The 16651-nt window shown below is 60.0% G+C and carries 15 protein-coding genes and 1 tRNA gene; all 16 read right to left on the bottom strand.

Annotation, left to right across the window (positions count from 1 at the left end; genetic code table 11):
• Positions 1-138: 138 nt before the first annotated feature.
• The 16 genes from ACR0NE_RS16345 to ACR0NE_RS16270 all read right to left on the bottom strand — a co-directional run bounded on the left by ACR0NE_RS16345 (position 139) and on the right by ACR0NE_RS16270 (position 16606).
• Positions 139-273 carry a hypothetical protein gene (locus ACR0NE_RS16345; protein WP_480459737.1) on the bottom strand — a complete coding sequence of 45 codons (135 nt, stop codon included), beginning with the start codon at positions 271-273 and terminating at the stop codon, positions 139-141.
• A gap of 203 nt (positions 274-476) precedes the next feature.
• Positions 477-551: transfer RNA gene (locus tag ACR0NE_RS16340), tRNA-Phe, on the bottom strand.
• Between the two features lie 79 nt (positions 552-630).
• The gene (locus ACR0NE_RS16335; protein ID WP_170513305.1) at positions 631-813 is read right to left on the bottom strand and encodes a DNA gyrase inhibitor YacG; all 183 of its coding nucleotides are present in this window, start codon (positions 811-813) and stop codon (positions 631-633) included.
• On the bottom strand, positions 810-1832 hold the full coding sequence (locus tag ACR0NE_RS16330; RefSeq protein WP_170597498.1) for a ribonuclease E/G: 1023 nt from the start codon (positions 1830-1832) through the stop codon (positions 810-812). Before ACR0NE_RS16330 ends, ACR0NE_RS16335 begins: the two co-directional genes overlap by 4 nt.
• Positions 1829-2407, bottom strand: a complete 579-nt coding sequence (locus tag ACR0NE_RS16325) for a Maf family protein (RefSeq protein WP_170597496.1) — start codon at positions 2405-2407, stop codon at positions 1829-1831. The genes ACR0NE_RS16330 and ACR0NE_RS16325 overlap by 4 nt, the downstream gene beginning before the upstream one ends.
• A 10-nt stretch (positions 2408-2417) precedes the next feature.
• Positions 2418-2636: a translation initiation factor IF-1 gene (gene infA / locus ACR0NE_RS16320; protein ID WP_005978431.1), complete on the bottom strand. Its 219-nt coding sequence runs from the start codon at positions 2634-2636 to the stop codon at positions 2418-2420.
• A gap of 90 nt (positions 2637-2726) precedes the next feature.
• The gene (locus ACR0NE_RS16315; protein ID WP_170402459.1) at positions 2727-3602 is read right to left on the bottom strand and encodes a carbon-nitrogen hydrolase family protein; all 876 of its coding nucleotides are present in this window, start codon (positions 3600-3602) and stop codon (positions 2727-2729) included.
• A 333-nt stretch (positions 3603-3935) separates the two neighbouring features.
• Positions 3936-4172 (bottom strand): hypothetical protein, encoded by a 237-nt coding sequence (locus ACR0NE_RS16310; RefSeq protein WP_170597494.1) that lies wholly within the window; start codon positions 4170-4172, stop codon positions 3936-3938.
• 134 nt (positions 4173-4306) lie between these two features.
• Positions 4307-4861 carry a DUF333 domain-containing protein gene (locus tag ACR0NE_RS16305; protein WP_170597492.1) on the bottom strand — a complete coding sequence of 185 codons (555 nt, stop codon included), beginning with the start codon at positions 4859-4861 and terminating at the stop codon, positions 4307-4309.
• 86 nt (positions 4862-4947) lie between these two features.
• Entirely contained in the window at positions 4948-5292 is a 345-nt protein-coding gene (locus ACR0NE_RS16300; protein WP_170392698.1) for a DUF427 domain-containing protein, read from the bottom strand.
• Between the two features lie 63 nt (positions 5293-5355).
• Positions 5356-7146 (bottom strand): aminopeptidase P family protein, encoded by a 1791-nt coding sequence (locus ACR0NE_RS16295; protein ID WP_170597490.1) that lies wholly within the window; start codon positions 7144-7146, stop codon positions 5356-5358.
• A gap of 77 nt (positions 7147-7223) precedes the next feature.
• Entirely contained in the window at positions 7224-8390 is a 1167-nt protein-coding gene (locus tag ACR0NE_RS16290; RefSeq protein WP_170597488.1) for an alpha/beta hydrolase, read from the bottom strand.
• Between the two features lie 265 nt (positions 8391-8655).
• Positions 8656-10533, bottom strand: coding sequence for a cobaltochelatase subunit CobT (gene cobT, locus ACR0NE_RS16285; RefSeq protein WP_170513326.1), 1878 nt, complete (start codon positions 10531-10533; stop codon positions 8656-8658).
• 121 nt (positions 10534-10654) lie between these two features.
• The gene (gene cobS / locus ACR0NE_RS16280; protein ID WP_010437533.1) at positions 10655-11641 is read right to left on the bottom strand and encodes a cobaltochelatase subunit CobS; all 987 of its coding nucleotides are present in this window, start codon (positions 11639-11641) and stop codon (positions 10655-10657) included.
• A gap of 145 nt (positions 11642-11786) precedes the next feature.
• Positions 11787-15134, bottom strand: coding sequence for an error-prone DNA polymerase (locus tag ACR0NE_RS16275; RefSeq protein ID WP_170597486.1), 3348 nt, complete (start codon positions 15132-15134; stop codon positions 11787-11789).
• On the bottom strand, positions 15131-16606 hold the full coding sequence (locus ACR0NE_RS16270) for a Y-family DNA polymerase (protein ID WP_170425078.1): 1476 nt from the start codon (positions 16604-16606) through the stop codon (positions 15131-15133). The genes ACR0NE_RS16275 and ACR0NE_RS16270 overlap by 4 nt, the downstream gene beginning before the upstream one ends.
• Between the last annotated feature and the right edge of the window lie 45 nt (positions 16607-16651).

The following is a 16651-nucleotide window of genomic DNA, read 5'->3' as shown; positions in this document are numbered from 1 at the left end:
CAATCTTGTGCTAAGGCGGTAGCACATACTCCCTAGCTGCGCGAACCGCTTGCCGTGATTGGTAGTCTTTTCGGGCGCTCGGAAGAACTCTTTCCAACACTTTTGACTGCGAAGCATTTTTTCGATAGGCAGTTTCAATTACTCGACCGAAACGTGTTTCGCACCACAATCAGCGAATCCGCGAATTAGTCTTGCCGCGTCTTCTTCGTTGTCCGGTACAAGCGGCTGCAGCCTCGCCGAGACGGGAATCCCCAGCCTCACGAGTTCAGCCATCGCATTGAGTCGCTCGGAGACCGCCGGAAAGCAACACTTCTCTGCAGCTAGTGGTGATCGAGGTCTTTCGGGACCCGTCGTGTGAAGTAGAAAACCTCTGCATTCACAAATGAGAAGGGAACGGTTTTGTTCTCCAGCATGTACTACGCCCTTGGTCAGCTCCAGTTAAAGCTGAAGGGAAACAGTAGCTTACCTGTTGGGAATGGTGCCCGGGGGCGGAATCGAACCACCGACACGAGGATTTTCAATCCACTGCTCTACCCCTGAGCTACCCGGGCACGGGAATGGCGTTTGCCATTGGGTGGAGGCCTTCTATGACTTGCCACAGGCAGTGTCCAGAGGCTTTTTGACATTTTTTCAATGCGGGCGAGACGTGGGGCTTTCGGTTGGTTCCGAGGTCGTCTCGGCGTCTTCTTCACGTTGCGATGGCACCGCATAAGAACCGTTTAGCCATTTTGCCAGATCGATATCCGCGCAGCGTTTGGAGCAGAATGGTCGAAAGGCCTGCTGGGTATCTTCTCCGCAGATCGGGCAGCTCATTTCAGGATCTCCGTCAATGGGATACGACCACGTTTGCGCTGTAGTTCGAAATGGCCAAGCGGGGTCCAACCGGCCAAAATCGTCTCGTCAGGATCGGACTTGAATGCCGACCGCAAGGCCGATTCGAAACCCCTCCGGTCTTTCTTGGGCATCGGTGCAAGGTCCAGAGTGATCTGCCCCCCCAACCCGCGCACGCGCAGGGCGCGCGGCAGGGCTTTGGCGCAGGCGAAGTTAGCTTTGGTTCCCGCCGCGAGAGATGTGTCGGCGCCGGTGTTCACATCCACCGCAACCAGCGCGCGGGTCGGTTGGATATAGAGGTGTCCTCCACCGGGAAGCGCTTCGGAAATCCCCTTTGCTGCATCGAGCGCATCAACGACACCGTGGTCCTCAAATCCGCCGGATGCGGTCACGACCTCGGCCGGGTCCGTCCAATCACGCCAGGCCAGGATATGCGGACCATCGCCCTCGCTCAGCAATTCTGGTTCACTGCCCGTATCAGCCAATACCTGCTCGGCAAGTACCAGCATGGCTGAGATATCTTCAGCGATTTCATCTGCATCCGCCGCCTGACAGCACGAGCGCAGGATCAGGCCGTGCGTGCTGTTTCCCATTTGCTCATGCGCGATTTCGAGAAGTTGGTCGCGCATATCTTCATCACGGATTCGGCGCGAGATGTTCAGGCCGGGCGCGTCAGGTGTCACGATCGCAAAGCGGCTTTTGAACAAAATACGATTCGAGACGGGTATGGCTTTGCCGGGCTCGGCATATCCAGTCACCTGCACCAGTAGCAAAGCACCGGGCGACAACCCTTTGACTTGCCTCAGAAAAGCCGGGCCGTCGGGTGTGGTGAGAAACATGCCGCCCTGACCTTTGACCGGGCGATCGGCGCGGGCGCGGTAGATCGTACCTGGCGCAGGGGCATCTGTGGCGATCAGGAAATCGTCGAGAACACCATCCACCATCAGAGCTGCAGCTTCGCGTCCCTGAATATGATCCAGAATGATGGTACGACCCTTCATGAAACCTCGCGATATAAGGGATAGCCGATGCCTTGCAGCAGTGCAGCAGTTTCGGACAGGGGTAGGCCGACAATACCGGTGAACGAGCCTGAAATCCACGGGATGAACGCACCGGCAGGACCTTGTATTGCATAGGCTCCGGCCTTGCCCTGCCAGTCATCCGTCGCAAGATAGGCATTGATTTCGCTGTCGGACAGACGTTTCACTTTTACCTGAGAAACCACATCACGCTGGAGGATTTTAGCCCCGCTCCGCACAGCGACCGAAGTGATCACCCGATGGCGTCGGCCGGACAGGGCGTGCAGAAACTCTGCAGCTTGTCCCGCGTCTTCGGGTTTGCCAAGAATGCGGTGACCCAGTGCGACCGTAGTGTCAGCACATAAGGTGATATCATCGCTATCAGCTTGAACAGCCTGAACTTTTTGCCGGGTAATGCGGCTGCAATAGGGGGCTGGCAGTTCTCCATTCAGCGGCGTTTCATCGATATCCGGCGGACGGATCGCATCGGGCCGAACGCCAAGCTGCGCCAGCAGGTCCAGCCGCCGCGGGCTGCCCGATCCGAGGATAAACGCCATGTACGAAGCGTTACTTGAAGCGATAGTTGATCCGACCCTTGGTCAGATCATATGGGGTCATTTCGACCTGAACTTTGTCGCCGGCCAGAACACGGATGCGGTTCTTGCGCATCTTGCCTGCCGTATGTGCGATGATCTCATGGCCGTTTTCCAGCTCGACCCGAAACGTCGCATTAGGCAGGAGTTCCTTCACGACACCGGGAAATTCGAGCGTATCTTCCTTGGCCATGTTGTCTCCATCATTAGGTTGCACCTGCAGAATCTGCAGATCGTGCGCTTAAATGAGCCTATTTCGGCCTTATTTCAAGGGCGAAGTCACCTAAAGGGGTGATATTGTGACTGAATCGACCCGAGCGTCTTGCTCGGTCCAGTGCGTGCGGTTCAACACCCACCCGTCTGCGCGGACGTTTGCAATTGTGGACAGGTCGGCCTCGGCATAGGTCCAGCCGGCGGTATTCAGCGTGCCCTCGGCAAGCACTCCCGTCGGTGGGAACCCGATATCGGGCGGGCCAAACACGCCACCCATGCCGGTATTCATGTCGACTGCTTCGGACCATTCATTGCCGCCAACTAACGATGACATTACCGTAACGCATTGATTTTCAAGGGCACGAGACATGGCGCCGATCCGCACACGCCAATACCCGGACAGGGCTTCGGTGCAGGATGGTACGAGGATCAAGTCGGCCTCGCTCAGGGCCCGACCCAAGAGAGGGAACTCACTGTCATAGCAGATCAGAACGCCGATTTTACCCAATGCGGTATCAAACAGTTTCAACGAACCGCCCGGGGCGATGTCCCAGGCCTCGCGTTCAAACCGTGTCATGATCTGCTTGTCCTGATGATCGAGACGACCGTCAGGAGCGTAGAACACTGCGCGGTTCACCGGGCGCCCTGGTCCGTCGATGACCGGGGCGGAAGCCCCCAGAATGTATGTGTTATACATCTTTGCAAGGCGCGAATGCACAACTTGTACATCTTCCATCCGGTCGGAAACCGCCCGGATTGAGCGTTCGAGATCGCCGGCCACCTTAGGGCCGTCGAGCGTCGACAACTCCATTGCGCCGTATTCGGGAAAGACCAGAAGGTCGGCACCTTGTCCTGCGGCCTCGGAAACCCATGCCTCAAGCTTGTCTTCATATTGAGCCCAACTATCGAGCCAATCGAGGTCGTAGGCGGCGGTGGCGATTTTCATTCCCAAGTCCTATGTCTGGTCGCTGCGCGACACTAGAACAGCAGATCGTCCAGGGCTACTGCAATCGCGGCACGGGTGATTCTGAAACCTATGTTGCGACTTACTGTTTCGAGGCGGGTGTGTGTTTATTGGCAGGTTTTCTCGGCCGCCGGTGCAGAGATTGCATCGAATGGCTGATCAGAGGTCGATTTGACCTATCGAAGAACCTGAACGAAACAGGCAAGGAACTCCACCTCGGGCATCAGTTTTTCAAGTTCCTCAAGCGTGCGAAGGGGCAGTATTACATCAAGAACATTGGCCCCGGGGATATCGACTCACAGAAACAAGGCGTTGTCATTTGTAACGGCATCGTGCACCAAGGATGCGGCCAGAAGGGCAAATCCGGGGATCAGGTATGTCCTCGATCTGGTCGGTCAGGCTGGTTTGCGAAATCCCGAAAAAGCGGTGAAACGCTTTGTCCAGACCTTCGTGAATCTCGAACCCTTCATCGAAAGCGAGGAAGGCGAACCCCAGTGTAATCAGCAGCCAGATAATATGCTTGCGTTGCAGGAAAACCTGAAAATTAGCCAAGGCGACTTAATGGACGCGATCAGGCTGTCGCAAAACGGTCACTACCACGCGCTCTGATCGTCGGTAAACTGCGGTTCAATCGGGGCTTCAAGTTCATTTTGGGTGTGGATGTCGGGCTTGATTACCGGATCGGATCACTCGGGATTTTCCGCACGGAACAGGGCCCATGCGTCCTGCGAGGTGCCGTCCGGCTTGGTGCATATACCCACCTGACCCGAACCAGTGTCTTTGATCTTGTAGCTGCCGCCGATCTCAAGGCAGTAGGCTGCTGCGGGGTTCACCACCTGATGCGTTTTTCCATGTGCCTTGCGGTACAGCTCCCATGCATCGGCGGACGTACCGTCGCTCAGTGCGCAGCGAGACGTGGTCAGGTCATATTCGCCTCCAATTGAGCCACAGTACACGGCGGCGGGATTTGCAAGGCCGACCGGCTTGCTGCCATCCGCGCCCGCATGGTGTTCGCGAAAATAGGTCCATGCATCGATCCGGGTGCCGTCGGGCAATTGGCAGATACCGCTCTGACCGTCCGGACCGTCATGGATACCGTAGAGCCCGCCTTGCGCGATGCAATATGTTGCCGCGGGATTGGCCAGACCGGTGTTGGCAGAGCTTGCGGCGGGCAGGGCCATTGAAAAGGCCATCGTCAGGGTCGCAATCGTGCCTGCGGAATTCAATAGACGCTTTGTCATGGTCACCTCGCAACATTGTGGACAGGGCAGGTTCTGAGGATTTTCGCCGTTTTGCAGATCGATCCGGTCCTGCACGGATACTTGGATCAGAGTTGTTCCACCTTGATCGAGTCTGCGGGATAAAAGGCCAAGTGATCCTTGATTTCGGCCACCGCGTCGATCGGGTTTTCATAACTCCAAGCGGCGTTTTCGGTGACTGAGGATTTGTTTACGATCGAGAAATGCGTGGCGTCTCCCTTGCCTGCGCATTGGGTGACTTTGTTGGTCCGATCTAGAAAGGCCATCGCAATGTCCGCACGCGGGAAGTAGATAACCGGGTCTTTGTCGCCTTCCAGAAGTTCCAGCGCGTTGTTGGTTTCACCCAAAATCGCGCCGCCTGAGCGGACGCTCCATTTGCCCGGTGCTTTGCGGATCGTGATGGTGTCTGTCATTCCTGTTCCTTCCCTCGTCGTGTCAGGGCTTCTCCTCTGCCCAAACTATGTAACAATCCGGTGTCAGACCGGTGCGGTTGCGGCATCCAACCACAGTTGAGCGGCGTCGCCCAGCCTTGGCCGGACTTTTTCCGCCACGTCGCGGTGATAGGCGTTCAGCCAAGCACGTTCCTCTCGTGTCAGCATATCGACTACAATCAAACGCCTGTCGATTGGGACATAAGTCAGCGTACGCCAGTTCAGCATGGCGCGTTCGTCGTCACCGTTGGGCAGGTTTGGGGCCTCTTCCACTACGACAAGGTTCTCAAGCCGGATGCCAAAAGCACCCTCGCGGTAATATCCCGGCTCGTTCGACAGGATCATACCCGGCTCAAGCGGGACATGGCTGACCCGAGACAGGCGCTGAGGGCCCTCATGCACGCTGAGATAGGTACCGACCCCATGACCGACCCCATGGTTGAAATCCTGCCCGGCCAGCCATAGCGGCAGCCGCGCTACGCATTCGATATCGCGTCCTGCCAAGCCAACAGGCCAGCGTAGCATCGACATGGCGATCATGCCTTTGAGGACGCGTGTAAAGCAGGCCTTCTCCTCATCCCCAACATCGCCGATTGCAATTGTGCGGGTGATATCGGTGGTGCCGTCCAGATATTGCCCACCGCTGTCCAGCACCAGCAGGTGACCGTTTTCCAGCCTGCTGTCGGTTTCCTCGGTCACGCGATAATGCATGATGGCCCCGTTCGGCCCGGTGCCCGCGATGGTGTCGAATGAGATATCCTGCAGCGCGTTGTCCCGGCGGCGGCTTTCTTCCAGCCGCGTTACTACCTGTGTCTCGGTCAGGGTGCCGGGCTTCTGCGCGTCCAACCAACACAGCAGTTCGATCACCGCTGCGGCATCTCGCAGATGTGCCTCGGCCGTGCCTGCGATTTCGGCCGGGTTCTTGCGGGCTTTGGGCAGGGCGCAGGGATCGCCGCCATCGACCATACGGTCCCCCAACGCATCCGCTACGATCTGCGGAACCGTTCCCGGATCGACCTGTACCTTGCCTTCAAGTGCCTCAACCGCTGTCAGGAACGCGTCGGGTTGGTGTTGGGTGACCTGCGGGACCAGATGATCCTTCAGCCCGTTCAGTTTGGCAGCGGCCATGAACAGATCCACCCGCCCATCACCGTGCAGGATGGCAAAGCCATGGGCCACAGGGTTGTATGCGATGTCCGCGCCGCGGATATTCAACAACCACATGATCGAATCCGGCAAGGTGATCACCGCTGCCGCGCGATCTGCGCTCTGCAGGTCACTCGCGAGGCGCTTGATTTTGCTCTCGGCGCTTTCACCTGCAAATTCAATCGGATGTGCCCTGACAGGATTCATCGGAGGGTCGGGTTGATCCGCCCAAATTCGGTCTACAAGGTTATCACAGCGCACCAGTTCGACGCCGCTGCCTTCAAGCTCTTTCTGTGCAGACGAAATCTGTCCCGCAGCGTGGAGCCACGGATCAAACCCGACTTTGCCGCCATTTGGCAATTGCTCTTTCAACCAGGCGCTCAGGCTGACATCTGGCCATGGGACCGGCGTGTAATCCTGTGCGACCTGGGCCTTTACCTGAGTGCGATAGCGCCCGTCGATGAAAACCCCGGCAATGTCCGTGAGCGCCGCGCAAAACCCCGCAGAACCGGTGAATCCGGTAAGCCAGGCCAGCCTTTCATCCCGAGGGGCCACATATTCACCCTGATGCGCATCCGCACGCGGGATCAGGAAGCCCTGCAGGTTTTCGCGCGCCAGCTCGTCCCGCAAAGCGGCCAGTCGTGGTGGGCCTTGCTCGGGGCGTGCGGTCACTTCGAAACTCTGGAACATGGGCGGCCTCATTCGTCGGTCTTGCTGCGCGCAAACCTGCGGCCTGCGGTAGGAAATGTCCAGCGCCCCGGCGCACACTATTCTTCTGTCTCAAGAAAGCGTTGAATGGCCTGGATATATGGGTTGTAGGCCTCATTTCCAGGCAATGGTATCTGGTTGCCGGTCTCAAGGATCACAAGCGAGGCATTGGGGATTCCAGCCGCCAGTTTGCGCGCCTCGGACAGGGGGTGAACGGCTGTGTGCCGCCCGTGCAGAACCAGCGTGGGGCATTGCACCATCGGAAGAAGTTGCAGCACCGAGGTGCTATTGGCGATGTCACGGTAGTGAAGTCTTTCCTCGCTTGAATAAAGTGTCTGCAATTCATTGACCATGTGCCGAACGCTATCCAGCGGACCTTCTGGAAAATAGCTGAATTCAGCGCCCATAGCATAGCCGCTGCCCGGCGTGTTCCAGCCTTCCGCGATCAGTGACCGGATCGAGTCGGGTTGTTTGGTATCTTCTCGGTAATCTCGCCCTTCTGCCCATCCGCCGGAGACAACCAGCTTGTCAATCCGCTCGGGGTGCCTTGCGGCGAAGTGTAGGGCAGGGAAGGTGCCGCCCATTTCACCGAGAATGGAAAAGCGGTCAAACCCCGCTGCATTCACGACGGTCAGGATTTCTTCTATTCTGCGGTCATACACCGCCTGATGATCGATGTTTGAGCTGACGTCATTGTCCTTGTTGTAGCGTAACAGGCGGAAACGGTTTGCCATGTCCTGTAACCGGGTACGCTCGGACGGGATGCGCCATTCCGCCTCCAGATCGTGCACGACCGAACCGATGCGCAGCACCGGCAACCCATCACCGGAAAGCGTGTATGGAACAGCGCGGCCCTTCGCACCGCGCGCGTAACGCAGCCGTTGCGTATGGTTTTCTACGCCTGAACTGGTGTCGGCGTCGCAGGTAACATCCGCCGCCATTTGCAACCCGCGCCGTACGACTGTCCGAATGATCCGTTGCGCTTTGCCATCATCGCCGACTGCTTTACGCGCTGCTGCAATTCGTGCGCTGATGGTAGAATCCGAGACAAAGCGGCCACTCCATACCCGCGCGATGATCTCGTCCCGGGGCACCAGCTTACCTGGGTGCTGGGCCAAGAGGACCAACAGATCGAATACCTGAGGTTCGATTGCGACGGGCTCACCCCGGCGGGTCAGGACGTGTCGATCCACATCCAGAATACAGTCTGCAAACTCATAGCGCATGGGGCAAATACACTCCGTTTCTCGCGGAACGACAAGGTTCAACAACAATCTCAAGGGTTTCTAGGGCGTATCTCAGGACCAGCTACAAGCAGGCCGGACAGGGTTGGGACACTATCCAAGCAGATAAACAGGAGAACGAATGATGTTCCTGCCCTTCGATATAGCGCTTATGCGCTATCCGTTACGCCACCATAAGCAAAGTCGCCTTCAGCGGTGCAAAAACTGGCTTGGATGGCACTAAGTCTGCACTGTCGAAGCAGGGCCGTCAACTGGCCCGCTTCATCCCCATCACGCGCGCGCGGGCGCGCGGGTCGCTGTCGAACAGTGCGGCCAACTGCTCGGTCATAGCACCTGCAAGCTGCTCGACATCGGTGATCGTCACGGCGCGGTCATAATAGCGCGTCACGTCATGGCCGATCCCGATGGCCAGCAATTCCACCATCTTGCGTTTTTCCACCATCGCAATCACGTCGCGCAGGTGTTTTTCCAGATAGTTCGCCGGGTTCACGCTGAGCGTTGAATCATCGACCGGAGCGCCATCCGAGATCACCATCAGGATCTTGCGGGCCTCACGCCGCGCGAGCATCCGGCGATGCGCCCATTCCAGCGCCTCACCGTCGATGTTTTCCTTCAGCAGGCCCTCTTTCATCATCAGCCCCAGATTGGGTCGCGCGCGACGCCATGGGGCATCGGCGCCCTTGTAGATGATGTGGCGCAGATCGTTCAGACGCCCCGGTTGCTGCGGGCGGCCATCGTTCAGCCACGCCTCGCGCGCCTGACCGCCTTTCCAGGCCCGGGTGGTAAAGCCCAGGATCTCGACCTTGACGTTGCAACGTTCCAGCGTCCGCGCCAGGACATCTGCACAGATCGCGGCAATCGAGATCGGACGGCCCCGCATCGAGCCGGAATTGTCCAGAAGCAGCGTCACCACCGTATCGCGGAATTCGGTATCTTTTTCGACCTTGAAGCTTAGTGGCGTGGTCGGGTTGGCCACGACGCGCGCCAGACGTCCGGCATCCAGAATGCCTTCCTCGCGGTCGAACTCCCAAGACCGGTTCTGCTGCGCCTGCAGGCGGCGTTGCAACTTGTTAGCCAGACGGCTGACCGCGCCCTTCAAGGGCTCCAACTGCTGGTCCAGATAGGCGCGAAGGCGTTCCAGCTCGGCCGGTTCGGCCAGATCTTCAGCTGCGATCTCTTCGTCGTGGGTGTTCAGATAGACCTTGTAATCCGGGTCCGCCTCGGACGCAGGTGGCGGGGCTGGCGGTTCTAGCGGAGCCTCGCCCTCGGGCATTTCAGCCTCATCACCCATCTCATCCTCGGCCATCTCGTCCATCGAGACCTGAGCCTGAGACTGGTCCTGCTGTTCTTCCTGAGTTTGTTCAGGGGTTGCATCGGCGTCCTGTTCGTCCTGATCATCCTGCCCGGTGCTGTCGGGATCGGGCTGCTCTTCGGCGTCATCTTCGGCCTGATCTTCCTGTTCGTCGTCCAGTTCATCCGGGTCATCACCCAGCTGATCGCCGTAACCCAGGTCTTTGATCATCTGTCGGGCGAATTTGGCAAATTCGGCCTGGTCCGAGAGGATTTCGTCAAGATTTTCCAGCGTCCCGCCGGCCTGTTCCTCGATAAATCCGCGCCACAGGTTCATGACATTCTCGGCGGCAGGCGGCATGTCGCGGCCCGTGGCCAGATGCCGGATCAGATAGCCCGCCGCCACAGCCAATGGCGCATCCGCAGGCTGTTTGCACTGATCATAGCCGCGCCGGATCGCCTCATGCCCGATCTTGACGTCGATATTCGACGCGGTGCCGGGCATGTCCCGCGCACCCATCGCCTCGCACCGGGCGGTCTCCATCGCCTCATAAAGATCCCGCGCCATATCACCTGGAGGGGCATATCGCGCATGGGTCGCGTCATCATGATACTTGCGTTGTAAAGCTAATGCGTCTGCCGTCCCGCGCGCCAACAGAACCTCTTCGCGCGTCATCCGGCGTGAGACCTGCGGCAAACGCATCGACTCGCCCGACAGGCCCGATGGATCAACAGTGTAGCTCACCGACAATTCGGGGTCGTCGGCCATAACTTTAGTAGCCTCGGCCAGAGCCTTCTTGAACGGATCAGCAGGATTGTCGTTCTTCTGCACCATGTTCAATCGCCCTTTGTGTTGCAGTGACCCGCCGCATCAATGCGAAACCGGATCCCCCTTCATCTGGCCAAAAATACCTCCGCCGGAGGCATTGCGCCCCGCAGGGCGCAATTCATATTGCTTAGCCCAAGCTCGCGCTCGCCGCGCTTTCCGGCAGTTCCTCATCAAAGCAGCGCTGATAGAACTCAGCAACCGTCTGGCGCTCTAGCTCGTCACATTTGTTCAGGAACGACAGGCGGAAGGCATAGCCGATGTTGCGGAAGATTTCTGCGTTTTGGGCCCAGTTGATCACGGTCCGGGGGCTCATGACGGTCGACAGATCGCCGTTCATGAAGGCGGTCCGGGTCAGGTCGGCGACGGTGACCATCTGGCTGACGGTCTTGCGGCCCTCGGCGGTGTTGTAATGCGGCGCTTTCGACAGAACGATCATCGTCTCGGCATCGTGGCTGAGATAGTTCAGCGTCGAAACCAGCGACCAGCGGTCCATCTGCGCCTGGTTGATCTGCTGCGTGCCATGATAGAGGCCGGTGGTGTCGCCCAGACCCACGGTGTTGGCGGTGGCAAACAGGCGGAAGTTCGGGTTCGGTGTGATGATCTCGTTCTGGTCCAGCAAGGTCAGCTTGCCGTCATGCTCCAGCACGCGCTGGATCACGAACATCACATCCGCACGGCCCGCGTCGTATTCGTCGAAGACGATGGCAACGGGGTTGCGCAGCGCCCAGGGCAGGATGCCTTCGTGGAATTCAGTGACCTGCTTGCCGTCGCGCAGTTTGATCGCGTCCTTACCAATCAGGTCGATCCGGCTGATATGGCTGTCGAGGTTCACGCGCACGGCAGGCCAGTTCAGACGGGCTGCAACCTGTTCGATATGGGTCGATTTCCCGGTGCCGTGATAGCCCTGAATCATCACCCGGCGGTTATGGGTAAAGCCCGCAAGAATCGCCAGCGTGGTTTCGGGATCGAACTTGTAGGTCGGATCGATCACCGGCACGCGGTCGCTGCGTTCGGCAAAGCCTTTGACTGCCATATCGCTGTCAATGCCAAACACCTCGCGAACCGAAATGTCCTCGGTGGGTTTTGCGTTGATGTCGATTGATCCGTCAGCCATGCGCCTTGTCCTTATCCTTTGGCCCGTTCACCGGGTTTGAACCCGTGTGTGGTGCAACATATTGCGGGCAAGGGCAAGGGAAAGAGGTGACCGGATCACGTTAGCCAGATGTTTCTTTGAAACTGGCCTTATGTTGGCGCGGGTTCTAGTGAAAATCCCGGCTTGGGAACAGACGCTTGGCCTGTTCGCGCGGATGGCGGGCGCTTGGGCCGTTCTGCCGGGGGCGCGGGGTGTCATCCGCTTGCGGTTGGGTGATGCCGATGGCCTCATCCAGCGGATGCCCAAGCTCGGACAGTTTATGCGACATATCGGTGATTTCCTGCGCGATCAGATGCACGACGATCCCCTCGCGCTGCAGATACCCGCGGACCTGCAGCAACCGCCCGCCCATCACGATGCGGCGAAAGCGTTCATAGACCTTGGGCCAGACAACCACATTGCTGACCCCGGTTTCATCTTCAAGCGTCAGAAAGATCACGCCCGAGGCGGTTCCCGGCCGTTGGCGTGTGATCACCAGCCCGCAGACGCTGTAGCGGCCCAGCGGGATGTCCTGCAGCGTGGCATGCGGCACAAGGCCGGGGATGGATGGGCGCAACAGCTCCATCGGGTGCGAGCGTAGGGTCAGACGGGTCGAGACGTAGTCTTCGACAACCTCCTCGCCCAGATGCATCACCGGCAGGTTGACCTGCGGCTCATTGATGCTTTCGCCATCGATAGGGTCATTGAACAGCGGCAGAGCGGTCCGGCTGCGGATGGCTTTGACATGCCACAGGGCGTCGCGCCGGGTCAGGTCCATGCCGGAGTACGCATCCGCCTCGGCCAGACGGGTCAGCACATCCGGGCGCAATCCGGCCCGCAGCCACAGCGTTTCGGGGTCCGGATACCCATTGCCCCGCGCGGCCACGATCCAATCCGCGTCCTCCTGCTTGAATCCCTTGATCTGACGAAAACCCAGCCGCAGGGCCAGCGCCCCATCGGCACGGCGTTCCAGCAGATTGTCCCATTCCGAGGCGTTGACGCAGACCGGACGGATCTCGACCCCATGCTCGCGCGCGTCGCGCACGATTTGGGCGGGGGCATAAAACCCCATGGGCTGCGAGTTCAGCAGCGCGCAGGCAAAGATCGCCGGGTGGTGGCATTTCATCCAGGCCGAGACATAGGCCAGCATGGCAAAAGCCGCTGCGTGGCTTTCGGGAAAGCCGTAATCGGCAAAGCCTTCGATCTGGCCAAAGCAGCGGTCGGCGACCTCGGGCGTATAGCCATTGTTCAGCATCCCTGCGATGAACTTGTCGCGATAGGTGCCAATCGTGCCCATCCGCCGGAACGAGGCCAGCGAGCGGCGCAGGTGGTCGGCCTCTTCCGCCGAAAACCCTGCACCAACCACGGCGATTTGCAGGGCCTGTTCCTGAAACAGCGGCACGCCCAGCGTGCGCCGCGTCACCTCTTCCAAGGCAGGGCCGAAGGGTTCGGATTTTTCCAGCCCGTTGCGCCGTCGGATATAGGGCTGCACCATATCGCCCTGAATGGGTCCGGGGCGAACGATGGCGACCTCGATCACCAGATCATAGAACTCGCGCGGTCGCATCCGGGGCAGGAAATTCATCTGCGCCCGGCTTTCGACCTGAAACACGCCCACCGCATCGGCGGCACACAGCATGTCATAGGTCCCCGTGTCCTCTTGCGGGACGGTCGCGATGCTGAGGGTTTCGCTGTTGTGCTGCTGCATCAGGTCAAATGCCTTGCGGATACAGCTGAGCATCCCCAGCCCCAATATATCCACCTTCAGAATGCCAAGTGCGTCGATATCGTCCTTGTCCCACTCGATCACGGTGCGGTCTTCCATCGCGGCATTTTCGATCGGGCAGAGCTCATCCAGCCGCTGCTTGGTGATGACAAACCCGCCCACATGCTGCGACAGGTGGCGGGGGAAGCCGATGATCTCGCCAATCAGGCGAACCGTCTGCATCAGGCGTCGGTCCTTGAGGTCGAGGCCCAGTTCCTGCAGCCGCTCGGCATCAACGCCGCCATTGCTCATCCCCCAGATCTGGCCGGACAGGCCCGCGGTGACGTCCTGAGACAGGCCCATCACCTTGCCCACCTCGCGGATTGCCGCGCGGGATCGGAAATGGATGACCGTGGCACAGAGGCCCGCGCGGTGGCGGCCATATTTCTCGTAAATCCATTGGATCACCTCTTCGCGCCGCTCGTGTTCGAAATCCACGTCGATATCCGGCGGCTCGCCCCGGTATTTCGAGACAAAACGCTCGAACACCATGGCGATCATGTCGGGGCTGACATCGGTGATGCCCAGCAGATAGCACAGGATCGAATTGGCGGCCGAGCCCCGCCCCTGACACAGAATGCCCTGCGAGCGGGCGAATTGCACAATGTCATGCACGGTCAGGAAATAGGCCGGGAAATCCAGATCGGCGACCAGGGCCAGTTCTTTCTGCATCAATTGCAGCGCACGCTCGGGCGGGCCACCCGGATAGCGTCGTTTTAGCCCCTCGCGGGCCAAACGTTCCAGCCGCGCCAGCGGGGTTTCAGTGCTGGCGATCTCGTCTGGGTATTCGTAAGACAGCTCGCTCAGGTCAAAGCTGCAGCGGTCGGCGATTTCCAGCGTGCGGCGTAGCGCGCCGGGGTGGTCCTGAAACAGCCGGGCCATATCCGCGTAGCCTTTCAGCCGCCGCTCGGCATTGGGCAGGGCGCGGGTGCCGATCTGGTCAATCGTGATGTGTTCGCGCATGCAGGTCAGCACATCGGCCAGTTGGCGGCGGTTGCCACGGTGCATCAGCACATCGCCTACCGCCACCATGGGGGCCGAGGCCCGCAGCGCCGCCTGCGCACAGGCCGCCAGATAGGCCCGGTCGCTACCGTCATAACGCGGCACCGCCCCCAGAAAGACCGCATTGGGGAATTGCCGCCGGACGGTCTGAATATCGGGGATGGCCTGTTTCAACCCCGCCTGAGGCAGCGCGATCAGTATCATCCCCTGACAGGCCGCCAGCATGTCCTGCAAGCCCAAATGGCACTCCCCTTTCTCGGCCCGTCGCTTGCCCAGGGTCAGCAGGCGGGTCAGTCGCTGATAGGCGACGCGGTCGCGGGGCAGGGCCAGCCAGTGCACCGCGCTGTCGCGCAGAATCAGACGGCAGCCAACGATCAGCTTGGGCAGGGCGGGTACGTCCGGTTTGTCGATTGGCTGCACATGCCCGACCTCTTGTCGGGACGAAGAATCGAGGCGGTGCTGCGAGCGGATTTGAACTGCGCCTTCCGCCTCGCGCCGCAGTTCTTTCAACGCGCTCCAGCCCCGGACCACCCCGGCCAGTGAGTTCCGGTCGGTGATCGCGATGGCCTTCAGGCCCAGCTCTGCCGCGCGGGTCACCAGCTCTTCTGGGTGTGAGGCTCCGGTCAGGAAGGTAAAGTTGGTGGTCACGCCCAGTTCGGCATAGCCGGGGTCCTGCGCGTGTGAGCTGGGCGGGGTCGGTTTGCTCATGCGAATTCCCCATGCACGAACCATCCCGGATTCTGCGGCGTGTAATACAGCCACAATCGCCGCCCCTGCCGGGTTTCAACCTGCCAGTAATCGCGCAAGCCTGTGCGCCAGTTCTCATCCTCCAGCCACCATTCGGGGCAGATGCGTTCGGGACCGGTTGAGCGGCCTGTGGTCAGCGACATCCGCCGCCAGCGAAAGCGGCGCGGCGGGTGCGGGCCTGATCCGGCGATAGGTTCTGGCGGAAACAGCTGCAGAGGGCGAGGGCGCAGGGCGACCCAACCACCCGCGGGGTCGGAATAGGCGGCGGGCGAGATGATGAAGCTGCGTTCGGGGATATGGCTTTGCGCGGGCAGCAGGCGGTGGATTTGTTCCAGCCCGATCCGGGTGCCGATGCGGGTGATCAGGTCATCCAGTTGATCTTTGCCCCGGCTTGCGGCGCGGCTGATCTGGCGCACCGGCAGGGGTTCCACCAGCGTAGCCTCCAGCCGCAGTTGATCGACGCCAAAGCCTGCATCCACCTCGGTCAATCCACGCTCGAACAGGGGCAGGATGCGATATGGATCACGCAGAGGGCGAGCCAGCCGCAGTTCGACCTGCTGATGATCCTGATCCACCCGGCGCAAGGTCATGCACAGCTTGCGCGCGCCCATTTCCTGCGCTTTCAGCTTGTCGCAGAGCCGTTCCAGCAGCCGTTCCGCCCCGGCCATCATGTCGGACAACAGCCCAATGGGCTCGGGCAGGGTCATGCGCACGCCGTAATGGGGCGGATCGGCCAGCGGGGTAATCTGTTCGGGCTGATCCCCCAACGCCTGATCCAGCCGCATCAGTACCTCGGGGCCAAAGCGGCGTGTCAGCGGCGCGCGCGGGGTTTGCGCCAGTTCGCCAATCCGGCGCAGGCCCAACCGTTGCAGCGCGACCGAGGTATCCTCATCCAGCCGCAGCGCTACCACCGGCAGGGCGCGGATGGCCTTCAGCGTATCCTGGGTCGCGACCCCTTCGCCATAATGCGCCAAGGCCCAGGCCGCACCGCGTGTGGGGGCAAGGCCGATCTGCACCGCCAGCCCGGCCCGGGCCAGACGCCTGCGCATATCGGTCAGCATCATCTCTTCCCCGCCCGCAAGATGCGCCGATCCTGTGATGTCCAGAACCAGCCCATCCTCACCTTCCAGCCCGACCCAGGGGCAATAGCGCGTGGCCCAGCGGCGCAGGGCGTGCAGAAACCGTTGATCTCCTTGCGGGTCGGCGGGATGGCTTTGCAGATCGGGACAAAAGGCGCGGGCATCAGAATAGGGCATGCCGCTGTGCAGGCCCTGCCGCTGGGCCTGTACATTCAGGCAATACACCCGGTTTGCATTGTTCTGTTTCAGCGTCAGAACAAACGGCCCATCGACCGGGCGCACACGCAAAGCCCGGTCACTTGCCAGCCGGGGAAACCAGAGTGAAACGATGCGGCGCTGCATCCCGCCGAACATATAAAACCCCCAAATGTTCTATATTTGTTCTTATATGTTCTTGAC

The sequence above is a fragment of the Ruegeria sp. C9 genome (genome assembly GCF_056537585.1).
This window is presented reverse-complemented; position numbering and strand designations above follow the sequence as displayed.

Bases quoted from the DNA above. Each gene is read 5' to 3' on its own strand.
- ACR0NE_RS16345 (WP_480459737.1), bottom strand. From the start codon at position 273: ATGGCTGAACTCGTGAGGCTGGGGATTCCCGTCTCGGCGAGGCTGCAG.
- ACR0NE_RS16335 (WP_170513305.1), bottom strand. From the start codon at position 813: ATGAGCTGCCCGATCTGCGGAGAAGATACCCAGCAGGCCTTTCGACCA.
- ACR0NE_RS16330 (WP_170597498.1), bottom strand. From the start codon at position 1,832: ATGAAGGGTCGTACCATCATTCTGGATCATATTCAGGGACGCGAAGCT.
- ACR0NE_RS16325 (WP_170597496.1), bottom strand. From the start codon at position 2,407: ATGGCGTTTATCCTCGGATCGGGCAGCCCGCGGCGGCTGGACCTGCTG.
- infA (WP_005978431.1), bottom strand. From the start codon at position 2,636: ATGGCCAAGGAAGATACGCTCGAATTTCCCGGTGTCGTGAAGGAACTC.
- ACR0NE_RS16315 (WP_170402459.1), bottom strand. From the start codon at position 3,602: ATGAAAATCGCCACCGCCGCCTACGACCTCGATTGGCTCGATAGTTGG.
- ACR0NE_RS16305 (WP_170597492.1), bottom strand. From the start codon at position 4,861: ATGACAAAGCGTCTATTGAATTCCGCAGGCACGATTGCGACCCTGACG.
- ACR0NE_RS16300 (WP_170392698.1), bottom strand. From the start codon at position 5,292: ATGACAGACACCATCACGATCCGCAAAGCACCGGGCAAATGGAGCGTC.
- ACR0NE_RS16295 (WP_170597490.1), bottom strand. From the start codon at position 7,146: ATGTTCCAGAGTTTCGAAGTGACCGCACGCCCCGAGCAAGGCCCACCA.
- ACR0NE_RS16290 (WP_170597488.1), bottom strand. From the start codon at position 8,390: ATGCGCTATGAGTTTGCAGACTGTATTCTGGATGTGGATCGACACGTC.
- cobT (WP_170513326.1), bottom strand. From the start codon at position 10,533: ATGGTGCAGAAGAACGACAATCCTGCTGATCCGTTCAAGAAGGCTCTG.
- cobS (WP_010437533.1), bottom strand. From the start codon at position 11,641: ATGGCTGACGGATCAATCGACATCAACGCAAAACCCACCGAGGACATT.
- ACR0NE_RS16275 (WP_170597486.1), bottom strand. From the start codon at position 15,134: ATGAGCAAACCGACCCCGCCCAGCTCACACGCGCAGGACCCCGGCTAT.
- ACR0NE_RS16270 (WP_170425078.1), bottom strand. From the start codon at position 16,606: ATGTTCGGCGGGATGCAGCGCCGCATCGTTTCACTCTGGTTTCCCCGG.